This window comes from Pseudomonas sp. NPDC089395 (assembly GCF_044749525.1).
Taxonomy (GTDB): Bacteria; Pseudomonadota; Gammaproteobacteria; order Pseudomonadales; family Pseudomonadaceae; genus Aquipseudomonas.
Genome location: NZ_JBIVID010000015.1, coordinates 1 through 22,125, shown reverse-complemented (window position 1 = coordinate 22,125; position 22,125 = coordinate 1). Strand labels below are relative to the sequence as shown.

Annotated in this window: 12 protein-coding genes and 3 pseudogenes; all 15 read right to left on the bottom strand. The window is 57.8% G+C overall.

What is annotated here, in order from left to right; all coding sequences use genetic code 11:
• Nucleotides 1-269: 269 nt before the first annotated feature.
• Nucleotides 270-1,055, bottom strand: a complete 786-nt coding sequence (locus tag ACIPZG_RS24200; RefSeq protein WP_400717558.1) for an IclR family transcriptional regulator — start codon at nucleotides 1,053-1,055, stop codon at nucleotides 270-272.
• Between the two features lie 69 nt (nucleotides 1,056-1,124).
• Nucleotides 1,125-2,582, bottom strand: coding sequence for an amidase (locus tag ACIPZG_RS24195; protein ID WP_400717556.1), 1,458 nt, complete (start codon nucleotides 2,580-2,582; stop codon nucleotides 1,125-1,127).
• Nucleotides 2,579-3,889: a citrate-proton symporter gene (locus tag ACIPZG_RS24190; protein ID WP_400717553.1), complete on the bottom strand. Its 1,311-nt coding sequence runs from the start codon at nucleotides 3,887-3,889 to the stop codon at nucleotides 2,579-2,581. The genes ACIPZG_RS24195 and ACIPZG_RS24190 overlap by 4 nt, the downstream gene beginning before the upstream one ends.
• A gap of 96 nt (nucleotides 3,890-3,985) precedes the next feature.
• Nucleotides 3,986-5,161, bottom strand: coding sequence for a M20 aminoacylase family protein (locus ACIPZG_RS24185; RefSeq protein ID WP_400717552.1), 1,176 nt, complete (start codon nucleotides 5,159-5,161; stop codon nucleotides 3,986-3,988).
• A gap of 223 nt (nucleotides 5,162-5,384) precedes the next feature.
• Nucleotides 5,385-5,798 carry an alternative ribosome rescue aminoacyl-tRNA hydrolase ArfB gene (gene arfB, locus ACIPZG_RS24180; RefSeq protein ID WP_400717664.1) on the bottom strand — a complete coding sequence of 138 codons (414 nt, stop codon included), beginning with the start codon at nucleotides 5,796-5,798 and terminating at the stop codon, nucleotides 5,385-5,387.
• A 409-nt stretch (nucleotides 5,799-6,207) separates the two neighbouring features.
• Nucleotides 6,208-7,064, bottom strand: a protein-coding gene (locus tag ACIPZG_RS24175; protein ID WP_400639632.1) for an IS5 family transposase whose coding sequence is annotated in 2 segments (ribosomal slippage) — nucleotides 6,208-6,723 and nucleotides 6,726-7,064 — 855 coding nt in all. Because the reading frame shifts where the segments join, the coding sequence is not laid out codon by codon here.
• A 190-nt stretch (nucleotides 7,065-7,254) separates the two neighbouring features.
• A complete protein-coding gene (locus tag ACIPZG_RS24170) occupies nucleotides 7,255-7,803 on the bottom strand; it encodes a hypothetical protein (RefSeq protein WP_400717549.1) in 549 nt (182 codons plus the stop codon).
• Nucleotides 7,804-8,165: 362 nt separating this feature from the next.
• Nucleotides 8,166-10,652 (bottom strand): annotated as a pseudogene (locus ACIPZG_RS24165) (RHS repeat-associated core domain-containing protein); the annotation flags it as partial.
• A gap of 208 nt (nucleotides 10,653-10,860) precedes the next feature.
• Entirely contained in the window at nucleotides 10,861-11,277 is a 417-nt protein-coding gene (locus tag ACIPZG_RS24160; RefSeq protein WP_400639635.1) for an SMI1/KNR4 family protein, read from the bottom strand.
• Nucleotides 11,271-11,522, bottom strand: a pseudogene (locus tag ACIPZG_RS24155) (HNH endonuclease); the annotation flags it as partial. The gene ACIPZG_RS24160 and the pseudogene ACIPZG_RS24155, both read right to left, overlap by 7 nt.
• A 147-nt stretch (nucleotides 11,523-11,669) precedes the next feature.
• Nucleotides 11,670-14,782: pseudogene (locus ACIPZG_RS24150) on the bottom strand (RHS repeat-associated core domain-containing protein); the annotation flags it as partial.
• Nucleotides 14,783-15,057: 275 nt separating this feature from the next.
• Nucleotides 15,058-15,642 (bottom strand): imm11 family protein, encoded by a 585-nt coding sequence (locus tag ACIPZG_RS24145; protein WP_400639634.1) that lies wholly within the window; start codon nucleotides 15,640-15,642, stop codon nucleotides 15,058-15,060.
• 18 nt (nucleotides 15,643-15,660) lie between these two features.
• Nucleotides 15,661-18,948, bottom strand: coding sequence for an RHS repeat-associated core domain-containing protein (locus ACIPZG_RS24140; RefSeq protein ID WP_400717547.1), 3,288 nt, complete (start codon nucleotides 18,946-18,948; stop codon nucleotides 15,661-15,663).
• Between the two features lie 297 nt (nucleotides 18,949-19,245).
• The gene (locus ACIPZG_RS24135; protein ID WP_400717545.1) at nucleotides 19,246-19,860 is read right to left on the bottom strand and encodes a hypothetical protein; all 615 of its coding nucleotides are present in this window, start codon (nucleotides 19,858-19,860) and stop codon (nucleotides 19,246-19,248) included.
• 3 nt (nucleotides 19,861-19,863) lie between these two features.
• A partial coding sequence (locus ACIPZG_RS24130) for an RHS repeat-associated core domain-containing protein (protein WP_400717542.1) occupies nucleotides 19,864-22,125 on the bottom strand: 2,262 nt, incomplete at its 5' end.

The window sequence follows — 22,125 nt, the reverse complement described above, 5'->3', positions numbered from 1 at the left end:
CGCGCGGCGCATCGCGGATGAATCCGCTCCTACATTTGTTGCAACGAGCCTATGTCTGAAAGGCCACGGTTGCCAGCCTCGTTAGCACGACACGTTTTTTTGGGTTGGTGCCGATGCCACCCCAATTTTGTGTGAGGCGCCAAAGGCGGACAACCATGGCCTGACAGACCGTGGCACGTTGCGACAAATGTAGGAGCGGATTCATCCGCGATGCGCCGCGCGGGCGGCGCTCGATCTCAAGAGCGCAAAAAGACCAAAGCCATGCGCCCCTACCCCACCAACGCCTGCTGCACCTCCCCCACCGCATCCGCCAAGCTGTTCAAATGCAAACTCAACACCCGCTCCACCGGCGCCTGGTCCAGCGGCCAATGCAACGCAATACTCCCCGCCAACCGCCCCTGCGCCCGCACCGGCAAGGCAATCGCCCGAATCAGGAACGGCAACCGCACCGGATACTCCCAAAACCCCTCGGTCCGCTGCCCGAACCCCTTGTGCGCATCCGCCTCGATATCGCGCAACAACGCCTCGTCTCCCACCCGCTCATGGGCCGCCAGCCGCTGCACCTCATCCGTGGCCAGCTCCTTCAGACACGCCCGCCCCATGGCCGAATGAAACAAGCTGGCATGGTGCCCGACGATCTGGCAGTTGTTCGGGTAGCGCTTGCGCAGTACCTGGGGAATCGCGCTCTCCATCACCTCCAGCCGCTCCCCGTCGAAACAGGACAAGTCGGCCACTAGGCCCGTGCGTTCGCTCAGCTCCAGCAACAGTGGCGCAGCACGTTCCACCAGCTGGCGCTTGAAGCGCTGCTGGCGGTCGCCGAACAGCCGACGGGCGCACAGGCGGTAGCGCCGGTCGCTCAAGCCGCGGTAGACCCAGCCCTGCTCCTGCAAGGTGGCGAGCATGCGCGACACCGTGGCCTTGGGCAGGGCTGTCAGGTAATGCAGCTCTTCCAGCCCCAGTGCCTGGTGCTCGCCCAGCAGTTCGACGATGGCCAGCGCCCGCTCCACCGAGCGCACGCCACCGCCGTCGGTTGCCGTACTGATTTGAGTGCCCATGGGGTTGACCTCCCTGTCTGTGCGTGGATGGTCATCATGCCCAGCAAGATACGGGCCTGGCCAGGGCCTTCAGCGTGCTTGCAGGCAGCTCGGCGGGCAGCGCGACACCCACCGGGTCAGCTGTTCATGGGCAAAGGCCAGCTGCAGCACGGCCTGGTCGGCCTGGGCCGGGCCGATGATCTGCAGGCCCATCGGCAGCCCGGCAGCATTGAAGCCCACCGGCACGCTCATGCTCGGCAAACCGGCCAGGGTCGGGCCGATCACCACCTCCATCCAGCGGTGGTAGGTGTCCATCGCCCGCCCGCCGACCACCTGCGGCCACGGCAACGCTGCGTCGAAAGGAAACACTTGCGCGGCCGGCAACAGCAGGAAATCGTAACGCTCGAACACTGTGTTCAGCGCCTGGTACCAGGCGCTGCGGTCCAGCGAGGCCTGGTACAGGTCCTGTGCGCTCAGGCGCAGGCCGCCTTCCACTTCCCATTGCGCTTCGGGCTTGAGCAAGGCCCGCTTGGCGGGGTCGGCATAGGCCGCGCCGAGGTTGCCGTGCACCAGGAAGTGGCGATGGGTCAGCCAGCACTGCCACAGGCGCGCCAAGTCGAAGCCTGGCTGGCAGGCCTCGACCTCGCAGCCCAGCTCGGCGAAATCGGCCAGCGCCGTTTCACACAGCGCCATGACCCCTTCTTCCATCGGCAGGTAGCCGTCATAGTCGCCCAGCCAGCCAACCCGCACACCCTTGAAGCTGCGCGCCAATCCAGCGGCGAAATCGACCGGGCCTGCGTTGATCGACAACGGCACGCGCGGATCATGCCCGGCCTGCACCGACAGCAACCGCGCCACGTCCTCCACGCTGCGCCCCATCGGCCCCTCGGTGGCCAGCTGCTGGACGAACAGCTCCGGCGTCGGCCCGAACGGCACCCGTCCCTGTGAGGGGCGCAGGCCGTAGACGTTGTTGAACGCCGCCGGGTTGCGCAGCGAGCCCATCATGTCGCTGCCATCGGCCACCGGCAGCAGGCGCATGGCCAGCGCCGCCGCCGCGCCCCCGCTGCTGCCGCCGGCGACGCGACCGTGGTCATAGGCGTTGGTCGTGGTGCCGAACAGCGTGTTGTAGCTCTGCGAACCGAGGCCGAACTCCGGCACATTGCTCTTGCCGACAATGATTGCCCCGCTCGCCCGCATCCGCGCCACGCTGATCGCATCGATCGTCGGCACGTGTTCAGCGAACAACGGCGAACCCAACGTGGTACGCAGCCCGGCGGTGGCGGCCAGGTCCTTGATCGCCTGGGGCATGCCATGCATCCAGCCGCGCGACTGGCCACGCGCAAGTTCCAGGTCGCGCTCGTCGGCCTCGGCCAGCACGGCCCCCGCATCGCGCAACGATACCAGCGCATTGACCTGCGGGTTGAACCGCTCGATGTGCGCCAGGTAGGCCTGCATCACTTCACGGCAGGAATACTGGCGGGCATGGATCGCCTGGGACAGCGCCTCGGCGTCGAGGCTGACGATCGGGTCGATGGCTAACGCGTTCACGGTTTCACTCCAAGGTTGTAGGCAACGGATTTGCCGGCGCGCGGCGCCTCTTTCAGGCAGTAGGTGCCGAGCAGGGTCAGCAGGCAGGCGAACAGCACGTAGAACGACGGCGCCACCGGGGTGCCGAGCACTTTGCTCAGCCAGGTGACGATCAGCGGCGCGAAACCGCCGAACACCATCACCGCCACGTTGTAGGCCACCGACACGCCGGTGGAACGTACCTCGACCGGGAACTGCTCGGCCAGGGCGGTCGGCGCCGGGCCGAAGAAGCCGCCGATGACCGTGCACAACAGCAGCTGCATCACCAGCAGGCGCTCGATGGACGGCGCCGCCGCCACCCACACGTACAACGGGTAGACCATCACGAAGAACGCCAGGGTAAAGGCCATCAGCACCGGCCGCCGGCCCAGCCGGTCCGACAGCGCCCCGGCCAGCGGGATGACCACGGCCATCAGGCCCACGGCGAGCATCTGCACCAGCAGCACCTGATCCAGCGGCAGGCCGAGGTTCTTGTGGGCGAAGGTCGGCATGTTCACCAGCACTACGTAGAACGACACCGTCCCGCCACAGGCCAGGCCCATCGATACCAGCAGGCTGCGCCGATGCTCGCGCAGCACCTGCAGCAGCCCCGGCGCCTGGCCCTTGGCCTGCTTGCGCGCCTCGAGGAACTCTTCCGGCTCCTCCATGTGCTTGCGAATCCACAGCCCCACCGGCCCGATCAGCAAGCCCAGCACGAACGGAATCCGCCAGCCCCAGCTGTCCAGCGCCTCGGGCGTGCACAGGTGGGTCACCAGCGCGACCATCGCAGCACCGCAGAACACCGCAAGGCACTGTCCCACCAGCTGCCACGAGCCATACAACCCCTTGCGGTTGGCCGGCGCACTCTCCACCAGAAACGCCGTGGCACTGGCGTACTCGCCACCGGTGGCGAAGCCCTGCAGCATGCGCGCCACCACGATCAGCAGCGGCGCGCCCATGCCGATGGCCAGGTAGCTGGGGGCGAAGGCGATCATCGCGATGGACACCGTCATCAGCCGGATGATCAGCTGCATCGCCGCCTTGCGCCCCTTGCGGTCGGAATAGATGCCCAGCAGCACACCGCCCACCGGGCGCATGAAAAAGCCCACGCCGAAAGTCGCCAGGGCCATCAGCAGCGAGGCGTATTCGTCGTCGGAGGGGAAGAACTGGTGGGCGATGATGCTCGCCAGAAAGCCGTACACGATAAAGTCATACCACTCCAGCGCATTGCCGATGACCGCCGCGACCACTTGCCGGGTACGCGACGCGCCTGTATTGGAAATCTGCATGCGGAACACTCCATCTTCAGTTGGCCAGCAACGTTCAAGTGATCGCCCAGGCGCGGTCGCGCCCAGGTTCCAGCGGCAGTCGTCAATACAGGCAGGTCAGGCGGGCTTGAGCCAGCTCTCCGCCAGCGCGCCCCAGTAGGCGGCGCCGGTCAGCAGGATGTCGTCGTTGAAGTCATAGGCGGGGTTGTGCACCATCGGCCGCTGCACACCGTTGCCGATGAACAGGTAGGCGCCCGGGCAGCGCTGCAGCATCCAGGCGAAGTCCTCGCTGCCCATCAGCTTGCGGGTGTTGCCATCCACCGCCTCGGCACCGACAAGCTCGACGCCGACCTGGGTGGCAAAGGCGTTTTCCGCGGCATGGTTGACCAGCACCGGGTACGCCGGGCGATGCTCGATGGTGCTGGTGCAGCCAAAGCTCTCGGCCTGCTGGGTGATGATCGCCCGCACCCGCTCCAGCGTCTGCGCCCGCACCTTGGCATCCAGCGCGCGCAGGCTCAGGCGCAGCAGCGCCTGCTGGGGAATGACGTTGGCCGCCTCCCCCGCCTGCAGCGCCCCGACCGTCACCACCGCCGCCTCCTGGGCATCGATGTTGCGCGCCACCACCGTCTGCAGCGCCATCACCACACTGGCCGCCGCCACCAGCGGGTCGACCGTCAGGTGCGGCATCGAGCCATGCCCGCCGACCCCGTCGATGGTCACCGTGAGCAAGTCCTGCGACGCCATCATCGGCCCCTCGCGAAAGCCCAGGTGCCCCGCCGGCAGCCCCGGCATGTTGTGCATGCCGAACAGCGCATCGCAGGGGAAGCGCTCCAGCAAGCCATCGGCCAGCATCGCTTCTGCCCCGCCCTGGCCCTCCTCGGCCGGCTGGAAGATCAGCGTCAGCGTGCCATCGAACTGCCGCGTCGCCGCCAGGTAGCGCGCCGCGCCCAGCAGCATGGTGGTGTGACCGTCATGGCCGCAGGCATGCATGCAGCCCTGGTGGCGGCTGCTGTACTCGGCGCCGGTGGCCTCGATGATCGGCAGCGCGTCCATGTCGGCGCGCAGGCCCAGCTTGCGGGGGCTGCTGCCATTGCGCAGCACACCGACCACGCCGGTCTTGCCGATGCCGGTGTGCACTTCATAGCCCCACTGCTCCAGCAGTGTGGCGACCAGGGCCGAGGTGCGGCTTTCTTCGAAACCGAGTTCTGGGTGGGCATGGATATCGTGGCGAATGGCGTGCAGGTCGCTGGCCACGTCATTGAGCCAGGCCAGGATGTGCTGATGCTGCGACATGGTGAATCTCCTCGCGCGGGTGGGTCCCGTTTTTTGTTGTTCGCTTGAGATCACGACGGGGAAGGCAGGTCGTGGTTGGCGACAGATAAGCGCGAGTGGGGGTGGGAGCACAATTGAATGTGGTTCCATGCAGTGGAACCGGTTGCCTGTCAAAGAGCGTCCCGGCTCTTGTAGGAGCGGATTTATCCGCGATCACGGGCAAACCCCGTGCATGCCCAAGCCCCTAAAACTCCACCTTCCCCCGCCCCGCCTTGACCGTGCTGCGCCTGGCTTTTCCTTCAAGACGGCGGGTCTTCGAGCCGAGGGTCGGCTTGGTAGGACGGCGTTTCTTCTCGGTCTTGCCGGCAGTGATGATCAACTCGGCAAGACGCGCCAGTGCGTCAGCACGGTTCTGCTCCTGGGTGCGGTACTGTTGGGCCTTGATGATCAACACGCCGTCGGCGGTGATGCGACTGTCACGCAGCGCCAGCAGCCGCTCCTTGTAAAACTCGGGCAGCATTGAGGCGGGAATGTCGAAGCGCAGGTGCACGGCGCTGGACACCTTGTTGACATTCTGCCCACCTGCGCCTTGCGCGCGGATGTAGGTCAGTTCGATGTCGGCATCTGGCAGATGCACGGTATTGGAGATGGTCAGCATGGCATGGCCCTTGGGATTGCTCTTCATTATCACAGCCTTCGCCGTTTGCTCACAGGACGAATTACGTTTGACCTCAAGCACACGGATCGAGATGCCCTACTTCGCCATTGCCAATACTGCGGCCTAGAGCGTGATCAGCGGGCTCGTCAGGCCCCTTTTTTCAGAGCGCCAGATGAGGCCCGGGTTGCACGTACCGCGGTTGGGTCGATCTTCCAGGTTTGTAGTTCTATCAAGCCTTGCTCATTCAGTCTCAGGTGCAAGCGTTTGCCCTCGGCGTAGCTGAAGCTGCGAACGGTATCGCTGTTGCGGTTGATCACCGCATTGAGGTGTCCCACTCGATGGCCATCAGCCCCAGCAGGCTGAAGCCAATTTAATTGGGACTATCTCGTAGCCTGTCAAATTATGCTTACTAGGCTCTGTACGAAAAGAGATGTCGCAAACACCGCATGGAACAAGTCAGCGAGACCATGGCGGCATAGCTTTTCGCGAGCTTGTCGAAGCGTGTCACGATGCGGCGGTTCTCTTTCAGCCAGCCAAACATGCGCTCGATGATGTTGCGCTGTCGGTACTTGGGCCGATCAAACAGCCTGGGTAAGCCAGGCTTGGGTTTGCGCTTCATCGAGCGCATCGGGATGACGGGCTGCATTCGATATTGGTCGCAATAGCGGCGTAGCGCTTCGGCGTCGTAGCCCTTGTCAGCAAGCAACCATTTGCAGCGTTTACGCGGGCGGCCAGGTTGGCTTGATGGAATGCTGACGTCGTCCAGCAATGGCTGGGCATAGCTGATGTCACTGGCTTGACCGCCAGAGAGGAGGAAGCGCAACGGTGTCCCGTTGGCATCGCAGAGCATGTGGATTTTGGTTGTCAGGCCACCGCGACTGCGACCTAAAGCGTGATCGGCAGGCTCGTCAGGCCCCCTTTTTTCCGAGCGCCAGATGAGGCTCGGGTTGCGCGTACAGCGGTTGAGTCGATCATCCAGGTTTGCAGATCGATCAAGCCTTGCTCATTCAATCTCAGGTGCAAGCGTTTGAGCATCTGATCGAATGTCCCCTGATTTCGCCAGCCGCGAAACCGTTGATACACCGTTGACCAAGGGCCGAAGCGCTCCGGCATATCTCGCCACGCAGCGCCCGAGCAGAGCACCCAGAGCACGCCATCGAGCATCAGGCGGTCGCTTAGACGCGGTCGCCCCCGACCATGAGTTTCGATGAAGAGATCAGAGACCACATCCCAGGCCTCGTCCGAGAGTTCGTAACGTTTTGCCATCACAGAATTCCTTTCCGTAGATGGTCGGGAACCCTACAGAACTTCAGCTTCCGAAGGGCGCCAATTGGGTTTCTCGGGATTTCGTACAGAGCCTAGCCTAACGAAGTTTTTCGTCACTTGGGCGGTGACAAAAAACATCATCACTCCGACGACAAAATCAGATTAGGGCTTAGGCATAGCTGGTTGCCCACTAAGTAACTGGGAAACCCTTTGGCCTTTCTAAAGCCGGGTATATGAATTTTTTTTGCTCATCCCAATTAATGCCAGTTTCATAGAAAAACTTCAACCTATGCTTGAGCTTATCTGGCTCACCCAAAACGCCACACATTTCATGCGACTGTATAACATCCAAATCGGATTCGATAGACAAATTTGGCTTAACTACCCGCCCACCCACACTTGAATAACCCTCACTTAATTCAATGAGATTAGCGGTATATGTGTCCTCAGCAACCCACTCAAACGACAGCATTTTCTTCGTGATAGGGCGGCAATTCGCTACTACCTCGTCTTTCCCAAGGACTCTTACAAATAATGGCTTTAGCCGTTTCTCTGCTACAAAAATGCAAAATAATAGCTCAGCCTCATTAAGATTTCGGCCGCCCCAATCATCATCAGAGTTAAAAACATTAAAGAACTCCATTAAACCATTAACTCTCATCTGAGCCAATGTAAACAGAGAGTCTTCCAGCTTTATAACCAGTACAGAATTCTCAACCCACTTCACACTTTTCAACATCCAGAAGCTCCTGTTTTCATCGTTTCAACTGTGCTGGCCTTAGCTCTATATTCGTCTGCAGCTGCAAGATACGTTGCCGCATTGGGGTTTTTTGCGCCAACTGGATTTTGCAGGTTTGAAGTTTTCACAAGCCCTCCGCGATCCTCAAAAACACGCTGCTCTAGACCTCTAGCAATATTTTTACCAGCTTGACCATCACCCACAAATATGGGTTTAGGAGCTTGATTAAAGCCCGCTGTATTGGGATACCTGTAACGTAACACATCTTCCGCAGAGTGACCTAGCCCCGGTTTGCTAGCATATCCGATGTATGGTTTACCGTTCTTAATCCCTTCATAGGTAATATGAGTTGCATTTGCAGGATTACCCGCCCAACCAAGAGGGTCCAGCCACCCAATTGGGCTCACCCCATATTGATAGAGATTAACCCCTCCCAGAAGACCTATTGGGTCAGGAGTAATAAACCGGCCTATTTCACATTCATAGTATCTGAAAGTGTTGTAATGCAATCCCGTTTCAGAATCAAAATACTGACCTTGAAAACGCAGACTCTGCTCTACCTCATTGACGGCAAGCTGCTCAATCGAACCCCATGAACGATACGTCGCCTGCCAGACAATTTCCCCCTCGCTGTCCGTCAGTTCCAGCGGCGTACCGATCTGATCGGTATGGAAATAGTAGACCTTCTGCGCTTCACCCTCAGCCTGATCCACCCGCGCCAACGGCGCATAGCTTCCCGGTTCATACAGATACACGATGCTCTGCCCCGGCATTTCCTCACGCAGCATCCGCAACCCTTGCCAAAGGAAGCGCTTCTGCTCGACCTCGCCATTGATTTCAGCCTGCTTGGCAATCCGGCGTCCGAGACTGTCGTAGCGATATGCCCCGATACTCTCCAGCTTGCCATTGACCAGCGTCTCGGCGCGTACCAGCCGGTTCTCGCAGTCATAGCTAAAGCTCTGCAGCTTGCTATGCCCCGATCGCTTCTCGATCAGGTTGCCCCACGGGTCATAGCGGTACTCCTGATCCCGCCACTGCTGGATGCGGTTGTCCTTGACCTTGTCGAACTGCCGCGCATTGAAATTCAGCCGGTTGGCCGCCGGGTCATAACGGAATTCTTCACTGCCAATCAGTGAACCGGTGTCGCGGCTGTGCAACTGGCCGTTGGCTTCGTACTGGTACTTGATCTCGCCCCGCAGCTTGTCCAGGGTCCGCACCAGCTCACCGGCCGGGTCGTACTGATAACGGCGGTGAATCGGGTTGTAGGCATGCTCGACCAGCAGCGAGGTGTGAATACCCGCGTTGTGCACTTGGGAGAGTTTGTCGGCGGGTAACGTCGAGGCGAACTGCCACGCCTTGCGCCCCATCGCGTCATAGCCAAAGCAACTGGTGAGCTTGCCCTGGGTCCGATACACCTCGCGGTGCAGGTCATCGCGTTCCATGTCGCTGATCACCTGGCCGTCCAGGTTCAACTGGTGCAGATGCCCACTGCCGTAGTACAGGTGGTTGACCTTGCGCCCGTCTGGCAGGGTCAGCGTGGTCAGGTTGCTGAGCGGGTCGTACTCGTAGGCCAGTGTTCCAGCGGAGGTGATTTCTTTCGTGAGACGGCCCAGCAGGTCGTAGGCGTACTCCAGCTTTTCTGCGGTGACGCCCAGTTGCTTGCCGATACCGCTCGGTTGCCGCTCGATGCTCAGCAACCGATCACCGTCGTCGTAGACGAAGTCCTGTCGGGCATCGCGGTTGAGCTTGGCGACCAACCGGCCGATGGGATCGCGCTCGAATAAGGTATGCCGCTCCGGGCGCTCTCCCCGTTCGCCATAACCGATTTCATCCAGTCGCGTGAGGTGGCCACCGACGTTATAGGTGAAGCGTCGCGTCAGGTTGTCCACCCGCACTTCTTCCGTCAGGCGGTCAGACGCGTCGTAGGCAAAGCTGTAGGTCGCGTTGTTCTCGTTCACCAGCGCGGTCAGGCGGATGGCCTTGTCGTACTCGTAGCGAATGCGCTGCCCTTTCGCATCCTGGCGACTGCTCGGCAACCCGCGGGCGGTGCGCAGCAAACGCGTGGTCTGGCCTTTGCCGTCGCTGTGGCTGAGCACTTGGCCGTAGACGTTGTAGGTGAAGGATTCCGAAGTGCCATCCGGGTGATGAATGCGCAGCACCTCGCCATCCGGCTTGCGCTCCAGCGTGGTGGTCTGGTTCAGCGCATCGGTCACCGCCACCAGCTGATGGCGCTCGTCATAGCGGTAGTAGGTGCTCTTGCCCGAGCAATCTTGATAGCGCTCGACCTGGGCCAGGGTGTTCCACCACAGGTACTTGGATTTGTAGGTCGCATCGATGATGGTATGCGGCAAGCCATCGTCGCCATTCAGGTACTCAGTCAGGTGACCCAAGGCATCGGTTTCGGCGAGCAGGTTGCCCTTGTCGTCGTAGCGTGCCTGCCAAGTGGCGCCGTCCGGGTAGCTGACCTTGGTCACCAACGTGGTCAGATGGTGGTACTCGTAGGCGATGGTGCGCCCCAGCGGGTCGGTTTCTTCAAGCAGACGGGCGAAGTCGTCGTACTTGAAGTGCAGCTGATTTCCGTCCGGCAGGGCCAGACCGGTCATGTTGCCGTTGTCGTCGAGTTCGATGGCGTAACGCTCGCCGCCGTAGTCGCGGCTGGCAATCACACGGTGGTCGGCGTTGTACTGGACCTCCAGCTCGCGGCCAAGGACATCGGTGGCCCAGCTGGTGCGCGCTGGCAGGTCATAGCGGAAGTGGAAATGTTCACCGTCGCTGGTCCAGTGCTCGACCACGCGCGGCTGGCCGTCGAGGGTTTCCCAGCGGTAGTGACAGCCCAGGCCCAGCGCATTGCCCAGTCACTATTTATTTGGTCTTCCACGTTTAATTGATGCAGGCCTGCTGAGCGATACAGATGGCTGATCTTGCAGCCGTCCAGCAACGTAAAATACATTGAATTAATGAGGGCGGCGCACTCAATAGTCCAGTACGCCGCTCAGGTTATAACTAATTTTCACAGCAAGCGGCTACCTCCAGTAATATCTGACAGACAAAAATCCTTTAGCCTACACGAAGTGAACTTATAAAATCATCAAAGCTCGAACAAACCTTCTCTAAACGCATTTCACCTTGAATCCACAAATACACCACCCCGGCATCTTCTTTTTTCAAAGAAAGCATAAAACTGTTTCCGCCATCATCATATGCAAAAGGAACATAGCCTTCAAGATCGCCATCTTGATCCATATACTCCTGCATTAATTTTTCTATCGGCAGCTTACCAAACTTTATGGAGTTGAAACCATTTATACTAAACACATACTCATCACCTTCGACCTCCGTCGCCTCAGGGAAACCGCCATTATTCTTAAGATAAATCCTCTTAAATAGAGGCGGAAGATTTCCTCCAGCCAGAAGCTCAATTTGGGAGAAATCCCCCATGTCAATACTCAACTCAGACTCTTCTAGATCTAACATGTAGTCCCTCCTATCTTTTTTGCTGCCGCCGGTTTCCTAGCAGGGAATGTATAAGACTTCCCTGTTGCTGCCTTGTACTGGGCCACTCCCCCTTTATGAGGAACGCCTTGGTGAGCTCTCTGCTCCACTAGCTGCATAGTACCTTTATTAGTCTTAGGATCATAGTCATCCAGATGGTGCCAAACATAGCCACGCGGGGTCGTTTTTTGATTCAACTCAGCAACCTTATTCGCCGCCTCAAAATCCTTAATATAGTCCCCCGTGTATTCGATTGTAACTATAGGATTGACATTAGGCTTTTTCGCATAAAGCGCATTACTACCAGAATAATCTAACCCACCACCCAGTGTTTTCGTTACACCAGAATACCCTCGTTCCGCGAGAGTGCTTAATGCATCAAGCCCAAGTGGATCCACCCAAGCGATTGGGTTGGCTACATATTTGTAAAGATTCCAGCCACCCCCCAAACCAATTGGGTCTTGGCTAATAAATCGGCCTATTTCAGGATCATAGTATCTAAATGTGTTGTAGTGCAGGCCTGTATCTAAATCAAAGTACTGCCCCTTAAAGCGCAAGTTCTGCTCAATTTCGTTGACAGCGAAACGCTCAACCGCCCCCCATGAACGATACGTCGCCTGCCAGACAATCTCCCCTTGGCTGTCCGTCAGTTCCAGCGGCGTACCAATCTGGTCGGTATGGAAGTAGTAGACCTTCTGCGCTTCACCCTCAGCCTGATCCACCCGCGCCAACGGCGCATAGCTTCCCGGCTCATACAGATACACGATGCTCTGCCCCGGAGTTTCTTCACGCAGCATTCGCAGTCCTTGCCAGAGGAATCGCTTCTGCTCGACCTCGCCATTGATTTCCGCGTGCTTGGCCACTCGGCGCCCGAGGCTGTCGTATCGATATGCCCCGGTACTCTCCAGCTTGCCATTGACCAGCGTCTCGGCGCGTACCAGCCGGTTCTCGCAGTCATAGCTAAAGTTCTGCAACTTGCTATGCCCCGAGCGCTTCTCGATCAGATTGCCCCACGGATCGTAGCGGTATTCCTGATCCCGCCACTGCTGGATCCGGTTGTCCTTGACCTTGTCGAACTGCCGCGCATTGAAGTCCAGCCGGTTCGCCGCCGGGTCATAACGGAATTCTTCACTGCCAATCAGCGAGCCGGTGTCGCGGTGCTGAGTAGTTGACCGTTGGCTTCGTACTCGTACTTGATTTCCCCACGCAGTTTATCGAGGGTGCGCACCAGTTCACCGGCCGGGTCGTACTGATAACGGCGGTGAATCGGGTTGTAGGCATGCTCCACCAGCAACGAGGCGTGGATGCCAGCGTTGTGCACCTGGGAGAGTTTGTCGGCAGGTAACGTCGAAGCGAACTGCCAGGCCTTGCGCCCCATCGCGTCATAGCCAAAGCAACTGGTGAGCTTGCCCTGCGTCCGATACACCTCTCGGTGCAGGTCATCGCGTTCCATGTCGCTGATCACCTGGCCGTCCAGGTTCAACTGGTGCAGATGCCCACTGCCGTAGTACAGGTGGTTGACCTTGCGGCCATCCGGCAGGGTCAGCGTGGTCAGGTTGCTGAGCGGGTCGTACTCATAGGCCAGTGTGCCGCTGGCGGTGATTTCTTGAGTCAGACGGCCCAGCAGGTCGTAGGCGTATTCCAGCTTTTCTGCGGTGACTCCGAGTTGCTTGCCGATACCGCTGGGTTGCCGCTCAATGCTCAGCAACCGGTCGCCGTCGTCGTACACGAAGTCTTGCCGGGCATCGCGGTTGAGCTTGGCAACCAAACGGCCAATGGGATCGCGCTCGAACAGGGTGTGCCGCTCCGGGCGCTCTCCCCGCTCGCCATAGCCGATCTCATCCAGTCGAGTCAGGTGGCCACCAACGTTGTAGGTGAAGCGCCGGGTCAGGTTGTCCACCCGCACTTCTTCCGTCAGCCGGTCCGACGCATCGTACGCGAAGCTGTAGGTCGCGTTGTTCTCGTTCACCAAGGCGGTCAGGCGGGTCGCCTTGTCGTACTCGTAGCGAATCCGCTGGCCTTTTGCGTCTTGCCGGCTGCTCGGCAGCCCGCGCGCCGTGCGCAGCAAACGCGTGGTCTGGCCCTTGCCGTCGCTGTGGCTGAGGACCTGGCCGTAGACGTTGTAGGTGAAGCTTTCCGAGCTGCCATCCGGGTGATGGATGCGCAGCACTTCCCCGTCGGGCTTGCGCTCCAGCGTGGTGGTCTGGTTAAGCGCATCGGTCACGGCCACCAGCTGATGGCGATCGTCGTAGCGGTAATAGGTGCTCTTGCCCGAGCAGTCCTGGTAGCGCTCGACCTGGGCCAGGGTGTTCCACCACAGGTATTTGGACTTGTAGGTCGCGTCGATGATGGTGTGCGGCAGGCCATCGTCGCCGTTCAGGTACTCGGTCAGGTGACCCAAGGCATCGGTTTCGGCGAGCAGGTTGCCCTTGTCGTCGTAGCGTGCCTGCCAAGTGGCGCCGTCCGGGTAGCTGACCTTGGTCACCAACGTGGTCAGGTGGTGATACTCGTAGGCGATCTTGCGCCCCAGCGGGTCGATTTCTTCGAGCAGACGGGCGTATTCGTCGTACTGGAACTGCAGGCGATTATCGTCCGCCAATGTCAGGCCGACCATATTGCCGTTGTCGTCCAGCTCGATGGCGTAGCGCTCACCGCCGTAGTCGCGACTGGCGATCACGCGGTGATCGGCGTTGTACTGCACTTCCAGCTCGCGGCCCAATACATCGGTGGCCCAACTGCTGCGGGCTTGCAGGTCGTAGCGGAACTGGAAGTGTTCGCCGTCACTGGTCCAGTGCTCCACTACGCGCGGTTGGCCGTCGAGGGTTTCCCAGCGGTAGTGGCAGCCCAGGCCCAGCGCGTTGCTGTGGCTGACCATCAGGCCTTCGGCGTAGCTGAAGCTGCGCACGGTGTCGCCGTTGCGGTTGATCACCGCGCTGAGTTGGCCGTGTTCGTCGTAGCGATACTGGGTGAGCGTTTCGACCGCTTCATTGTTCACTACCCGCTTGATGTCGGTCAGGCGACCCAGCGGATTGTCGTAGTGCAGGTGCACGCGAGTGCCGCCGGTGGCGCTGATGTCGGTCAGCGTGCCGTCCGGCGTGCGGGTGAAATGCAGGAAGTGACCGAGGGCGTTCTCGAGGCGTTGCAACGGCACGTGGGTATTGGTGTCCGGCACTTCGCCGAAGTAGAAGAACAGGTTGTCAAGGGTCTGCAGGAGGTAATGGCCACCCTCGGTACAGACCAGGTACACCTGCTCGTGCGGGTTGTAGATCCGCTCGCCAGGCTGCAAGGTCACGAACGGCACTTCGCGGCCCTGGTTGTCGGTGAGGTAGATGAAGCTGCCGTTGCGGCGCAGGCTTTGTTCCCACGGCAACACCCAGCCACGGCCGAGCACGCTGTCCACGCTGAGGTCGCTGGCGTAGAAGCGCGACCACTCGATGGGCATCAGGCCCGGCAGGCTGAAGTCGATTTCATCGGAAAGCAGTTCGCGATCGATGACCGACTACCTCACTATTTCGACCATATTGTCTGCCGGCTGATTGGCCAATCTGCATCGAGAATGTACTTGTCGGGCTAAGAATTCCCGCATTAGCCCTCCAACCATATTTTTAAAAATCAATACTTAGATGCTTGCGTTGCCCTACCCGTGAAAGGACTCAAAATAACTTAGCAATAACTTCACCCCGCCTTAGTCACTCAACTCTACGCGCGAGCCATTCGCCCGATGGCTTATCGATATGACAGCGTTAAAACATCAAAGAAACGTCATTCGATAGCCACAAACCTGGCATTAAGTTTTTCACTTTCAACTTTTCGCACAAAGAATTCTGACACAATCGGATCAATCCAAATAACCCCATCTAAAAAAAAGAAATCCAGGCCATTCGTTTTCAACTCATCAACAATTAACTTCTTAACACCTCTAACCTTGTAGTTAGCGCCCAATTCATTTGCCACTAACTTACCTACAACCATTGACTTACCGGAATATTCCGAGCGATTATAATCAAAACATGAAACCCTTGCATTCGCATGAATAAAAAAATACTGTTTTTCTGTATTCTTTCCGCCAGAATATTTTATGCACGCAGAAACAAATTGCAATTCAACGCTGACCTCTTCAAGAGCTTTTTTCATATTTTCCGATACAAAAAAAGCACCACAGGTCGTCAAGAAAAAGTCAGAGGTCAGTCTGCGCACTTTTTTGTCTAGCACAACATCCACTGAAAGACCTTTTAAAGAAAGAGGCATACCAACTTGATAATAGTCACCAAGCGAAGGAGAAAAAACAACATCACCATCGGTGTAACCGCCTTCAACGGCTTCATGGCACATTGAGTAATATTTCATACTATATCTCCTAAGATCCTAACATGTCGATCGAGTGCCTTTAGGCCTGGGATCCGTGTTCTGTAGACGTAAAGTATCTGAGCCAAGACTCATCCTCATACTACGCTCAACTGCTCCAATTTTTTTGAGGAGCTCTTTATCGGACGCTGTTGCTAGGTTGCCAATTTTCTGCTCAGCGATCAACAAACGGTTTCGGGCTGCATCATAGTAAGATCCCAAATGTCCGCCGCTGTGTAACGGCTTCCCAGAAGCTAAAGATTCAGCGGAGGTGATAGGGAGCGGCGATCCATTGCTGGCACCATTAGGGTTATATATTCCTCGCCTCATTGCCTCTTGGATGAGATTGGATTTACTTACCACATTAGTCGGAATTAGGTGGTGGGCCGCATACCCTGGTGGAACTGTATTTCCGGCTTTGGCCATCGCTGCTGCAAGAAGTTTACTCGGTGATAAGCCAGCCGGATCCACCCACGAGATAGGATTGGGAGCATAAGCATATAGATTATCACCTCCAACGATACCCGCCGGATCTTGTGTTACAAATCGGCCTACTTCAGGATCGTAATACCTGAATAAATTATAATGAAGAGAGGTTTCTTCATCGAAATACTGACCTTGGAATCGCAAATTCTGCACAATATTGCCGACTGGAAGACTATCGATCACGCCCCAAGATCGATAGCACACCTGCCAGAGAATCTCACCATTGCTGTCAGTCAGCTCTATCGGCGTTCCCATTTGATCCGTATGGAAGTAGTAGACATTTTTCTCGTGACCTTCTACATCATCAATGCGTGCTAACGGAACGTATCCCCCGGGCTCATAGAGGTAAAGGCTACGACGTCCTGGCACCGCTTCTTGGAGCAGCTTAAATGCCTGCCATTGGAAGTGTGTCCGCTCGAATTCGCCATTGAGGTCAACATATTTGGCAACCCGTCGCCCGAGGCTGTCATACCGATACTCCCCGGTGCTCTCCAGCTTGCCGTTAACCAGCGTTTCGGCGCGCACCAGCCGGTTCTCGCAGTCATAGCTAAAGCTCTGCAGCTTGCTATGCCCCGAGCGCTTCTCGATCAGGTTGCCCCACGGGTCATAGCGGTACTCCTGATCCCGCCACTGCTGGATGCGGTTGTCCTTGACCTTGTCAAACTGCCGCGCATTGAAGTCCAGCCGGTTCGCCGCCGGGTCATAACGGAATTCTTCACTGCCAATCAGCGAGCCGGTGTCGCGGCTGTGCAACTGGCCGTTGGCTTCGTACTGGTACTTGATCTCGCCCCGCAGCTTGTCCAGGGTCCGCACCAGCTCACCGGCCGGGTCGTACTGATAACGGCGGTGAATCGGGTTGTAGGCATGCTCGACCAGCAGCGAGGTGTGAATACCCGCGTTGTGCACTTGGGAGAGTTTGTCGGCAGGTAACGTCGAGGCGAACTGCCACGCCTTGCGCCCCATGGCGTCGTAGCCGAAGCAACTGGTGAGCTTGCCTTGGGTGCGGTACACCTCGCGGTGCAGGTCATCGCGTTCCATGTCGCTGATCACCTGGCCGTCCAGGTTCAACTGGTGCAGATGCCCACTGCCGTAGTACAGGTGGTTGACCTTGCGCCCGTCCGGCAGGGTCAGCGTGGTCAGGTTGCTGAGCGGGTCGTACTCGTAGGCCAGTGTTCCAGCGGAGGTGATTTCCTGGGTCAGACGGCCCAGCAGGTCGTAGGCGTATTCCAGCTTTTCTGCGGTCACCCCGAGTTGCTTGCCGATACCGGTGGGTTGCCGCTCGATGCTCAGTAACCGGTCGCCGTCGTCATACACGAAGTCCTGCCGGGCATCGCGGTTGAGCTTGGCGACCAATCGCCCGATGGGATCACGCTCGAACAGGGTGTGCCGCTCCGGGCGCTCTCCCCGCTCGCCATAGCCGATTTCATCCAGTCGCGTCAGGTGGCCACCAACGTTGTAGGTGAAGCGCCGGGTCAGGTTGTCCACCCGCACTTCTTCCGTCAGCCGGTCCGACGCATCGTAGGCAAAGCTGTAGGTCGCGTTGTTCTCGTTCACCAACGCCGTCAGGCGGATCGCCTTGTCGTACTCGTAGCGAATGCGCTGGCCTTTCGCGTCTTGCCGACTGCTCGGCAACCCGCGGGCGGTGCGCAGCAAACGCGTGGTCTGGCCCTTGCCGTCGCTGTGGCTGAGGACCTGGCCGTAGACGTTGTAGGTGAAGGATTCCGAAGTGCCATCGGGGTGATGGATGCGCAGCACCTCGCCATCCGGCTTGCGCTCCAGCGTGGTGGTCTGGTTAAGCGCATCGGTCACTGCCACCAGGTGCTGGCGATCGTCATAGCGGTAATAGGTGCTCTTGCCCGAGCAATCCTGGTAGCGCTCGACCTGGGCCAGGGTGTTCCACCACAGGTACTTGGACTTGTAGGTCGCGTCGATGATGGTATGCGGAAGGCCATCGTCGCCGTTGAGGTACTCGGTCAGGTGACCCAAGGCATCGGTTTCGGCGAGCAGGTTGCCCTTGTCGTCGTAACGCGCCGTCCATGTGCTGCCATCCGGGTAGGTGACTTTGGTCACCAGCGTCGTCAGGTGGTGATACTCGTAGGCGATCTTGCGGCCCAGCGGGTCGATTTCTTCGAGCAGACGGGCGTATTCGTCGTACTTGAATTGCAGACGATTACCGTCCGCCAATGTCAGGCCGACCATATTGCCGTTGTCGTCCAGCTCGATGGCGTAGCGCTCGCCGCCGTAGTCGCGGCTGGCGATCACACGGTGGTCGGCGTTGTACAGCACTTCCAGCTCGCGGCCGAGGACATCGGTCGCCCAGCTGGTGCGGTTATCCAAGTCGTAACGGAACTGAAAGTGCTCGCCGTCGCTGGTCCAGTGCTCGACCACCCGTGGCTTGCCGTCGAGGGTTTCCCAGCGGTAGTGGCAGCCCAGGCCCAGTGCGTTGCTGTGGCTGACCATCAGGCCTTCGGCGTAGCTGAAGCTGCGCACGGTATCGCCGTTGCGGTTGATCACCGCGCTGAGCTGGCCGTGTTCGTCGTAGCGATACTGGGTGAGCGTTTCGACCGCTTCATTGTTCACTACCCGCTTGATGTCGGTCAGGCGACCCAGCGGATTGTCGTAGTGCAGGTGCACGCGAGTGCCGCCGGTGGCGCTGATGTCGGTCAGCGTGCCGTCCGGGGTGCGGGTGAAATGCAGGAAGTGACCGAGGGCGTTCTCGAGGCGTTGCAGTGGCACATGGATGTTGGTGTCCGGCACTTCGCCGAAGGCAGCAGTCAGCAAGCTGCCTCCGATGCCTACCGCAAGACCAGCGAACAAGGCCACGATTCTCACCGGACCTACAGACACTCGAGTAAAATAAATCCAACACAAATTACAAAAAGGGGAGCTTAGCCCCCTAATTAACACGTCTGCTTGTTAAAGACCTTAACTCACTAAAATTAAAAATGCCATCTCTTAAAAATAATCAGCCACACAAGCTGCTTCACAATAACCCTTAATGCAATCTACAAATCACACTTGACCTCTAACAACCAAAAAACTTAATGCAAGACACATCAAATCCGCCTAAAGTCATTACATATCAACTTGCAAATCTAACAACAAACCACCAAAAACAAGTTATGCAATCGCAGCTAGAAGTGGAAGATCGTAAGATTTATCCTTAACAATTTTATTGGAGTTAATCGCCTCATCGAGCAGGCTCTTATTCACAATAGCTCCATCCAATTTCGCTGCACAATGTATGAATACCGCAGGATAAGCATATTCATCAGGAGCAGCGATAACATCACTAATTGTCCGCTCCGTTGGTACAATGCACCCCAGAATCTTAGGGATATAAAACTCTTCCAGCACGCGCCTAATGTGACCACACACCTCCCTTACTAAATCAGGCCTGGGTATTTTTATCGCGCCACTGAGGTCAAGGCTAAACCGCTTATTCTGCTCCCCCGAGGAAATAAAAGAAAAACAACCATCATTAAATAGATTGCTCTTATATGGAGGAGCAAAGGCAGAGCTACACTCCCAAATATCCCCACCATTAACCAAGCCAATTAAAACATAAGAATCAACACGAGCCAAATAATCAAAAGTTAACTCGGCAACATTTTTTTTATTGCGCTTAAACTTTAGTTTATTTTTGCTTGCCGAAACACCATCGAACTGCGAAGCAACAACCTTAAGCTCATTTAACAGCTCAACCTCAAAATGTGCTCGATATTCAGAACTCATAACTCACCGATATTTAAGTACATTGAACACCGCATCATGCACGGCACCTTTGCCACCAAGTAATTTTCCGCGCGCACTTTTAGTGTCAACCTTCAACTTCGCCGCTGTTCCGCTAGATGGTTTAATCACCCCACCCCCCAGATGCTGCGTAGTATTTGCAGGACTACTCGTATCAAAAACCCCTGCCGCTTTTTGATTTTTAGTAAGCGAACCAGTGCCATGCTTAACTTCAAACACGTGCAGATTCCCTTGAGCATCCCTGGCGACAAAGTCAGCTCGAACTCTACTCCCATTGACTTTCATCGTAACTTCTTCAGCTACAATTTTGAAACCATTACGTTCCAAATCGTGCATAGCCTTGGCTCTTCCTTTATCACCACTCGCCGAACTTTTACATAAGCCGAATGGATCTATCCAAGTCAGTGCATTTGGAGCATACTCATAAAGATTATACCCACCTTGAAGCCCTATAGGATCCTGCGTGATAAATCTCCCAACTTCAGGGTCGAAATATCTAAACAAATTATAGTGTAAGCCGCTCTCCGAATCGAGATACTGGCCTTGAAAACGAAAATTTTGTTCAATGCAATTTACAGCTAGCTGTTCTACGGTTCCCCATGAGCGATAGGTCGCCTGCCAAACAATCTCCCCCTGGCTGTCCGTCAGCTCCAGCGGCGTACCGATCTGATCGGTATGGAAGTAATAGACCTTCTGCTCTTCACCTTCAGCCTGATCCATACGCGCCAGAGGCGCATAGCTACCCGGCTCGTACAGGTACACGGTGCTCTGCCCGGGCGTCTCCTCACGCAGCATCCGCAACCCTTGCCAAAGAAAGCGCTTCTGCTCAACAGCTCCATTGATTTCTGCGTGCTTGGCAATCCGTCGCCCTAGGCTGTCGTACCGATACGCCCCCGTGCTCTCCAGCTTCCCATTGACCAGCGTTTCGGCGCGCACCAGCCGGTTTTCGCAGTCATAGCTAAAGTTCTGCAACTTACTATGCCCCGAGCGCTTCTCGATCAGGTTGCCCCACGGGTCATAGCGATACTCCTGATCCCGCCACTGCTGGATGCGGTTGTCCTTGACCTTGTCAAACTGCCGCGCATTGAAGTCCAGCCGGTTCGCCGCCGGGTCATAACGGAATTCTTCACTGCCAATTAGCGAGCCGGTGTCGCGGCTGTGCAACTGGCCGTTGGCTTCGTACTGGTACTTGATCTCGCCCCGCAGCTTGTCCAGGGTCCGCACCAGCTCACCGGCCGGGTCGTACTGATAACGGCGGTGAATCGGGTTGTAGGCATGCTCGACCAGCAGCGAGGTGTGAATACCCGCGTTGTGCACCTGGGAGAGTTTGTCGGCAGGTAACGTCGAGGCGAACTGCCACGCCTTGCGCCCCATGGCGTCGTAGCCGAAGCAACTGGTGAGCTTGCCTTGGGTGCGGTACACCTCGCGGTGCAGGTCATCGCGTTCCATGTCGCTGATCACCTGGCCGTCCAGGTTCAACTGGTGCAGATGCCCACTGCCGTAATACAGATGGTTGACCTTGCGCCCATCCGGCAGAGTCAGCGTGGTCAGGTTGCTGAGCGGGTCGTACTCATAGGCCAGTGTGCCGCTGGAGGTGATTTCTTGGGTCAGACGGCCCAGCAGGTCGTAGGCGTATTCCAGCTTTTCTGCGGTCACCCCGAGTTGCTTGCCGATACCGGTGGGTTGCCGCTCGATGCTCAGCAACCGGTCACCGTCGTCGTAGACGAAGTCCTGTCGGGCATCGCGGTTGAGCTTGGCGACCAACCGGCCAATCGGGTCGCGCTCAAATAGGGTATGCCGCTCCGGGCGCTCTCCCCGTTCGCCATAGCCGATTTCATCCAGTCGCGTCAGGTGGCCACCAACGTTGTAGGTGAAGCGCCGGGTCAGGTTGTCCACCCGCACTTCTTCCGTCAGCCGGTCCGACGCATCGTACGCGAAGCTGTAGGTGGCGTTGTTCTCATTCACCAGCGCCGTCAGGCGGATCGCCTTGTCGTACTCGTAGCGAATGCGCTGCCCTTTTGCGTCTTGCCGACTGCTCGGCAGCCCGCGCGCCGTGCGCAGCAAACGCGTGGTCTGGCCCTTGCCGTCGCTGTGGCTGAGCACCTGGCCGTAGACGTTGTAGGTGAAGCTCTCCGAGCTGCCATCCGGGTGATGGATGCGCAGCACTTCCCCGTCGGGCTTGCGCTCCAGCGTGGTGGTCTGGTTCAGCGCATCGGTCACGGCCACCAGCTGATGGCGTTCGTCGTA

Excerpts from the sequence above, each read along its gene's own strand:
- ACIPZG_RS24185 (WP_400717552.1), bottom strand. The coding sequence starts at position 5,161 with ATGTCGCAGCATCAGCACATCCTGGCCTGGCTCAATGACGTGGCCAGC.
- ACIPZG_RS24135 (WP_400717545.1), bottom strand. The coding sequence starts at position 19,860 with ATGAGTTCTGAATATCGAGCACATTTTGAGGTTGAGCTGTTAAATGAG.
- ACIPZG_RS24190 (WP_400717553.1), bottom strand. The coding sequence starts at position 3,889 with ATGCAGATTTCCAATACAGGCGCGTCGCGTACCCGGCAAGTGGTCGCG.
- arfB (WP_400717664.1), bottom strand. The coding sequence starts at position 5,798 with ATGCTGACCATCTCCAATACCGTGCATCTGCCAGATGCCGACATCGAA.
- ACIPZG_RS24160 (WP_400639635.1), bottom strand. The coding sequence starts at position 11,277 with ATGTTAGATCTAGAAGAGTCTGAGTTGAGTATTGACATGGGGGATTTC.
- ACIPZG_RS24200 (WP_400717558.1), bottom strand. The coding sequence starts at position 1,055 with ATGGGCACTCAAATCAGTACGGCAACCGACGGCGGTGGCGTGCGCTCG.
- ACIPZG_RS24145 (WP_400639634.1), bottom strand. The coding sequence starts at position 15,642 with ATGAAATATTACTCAATGTGCCATGAAGCCGTTGAAGGCGGTTACACC.
- ACIPZG_RS24170 (WP_400717549.1), bottom strand. The coding sequence starts at position 7,803 with ATGTTGAAAAGTGTGAAGTGGGTTGAGAATTCTGTACTGGTTATAAAG.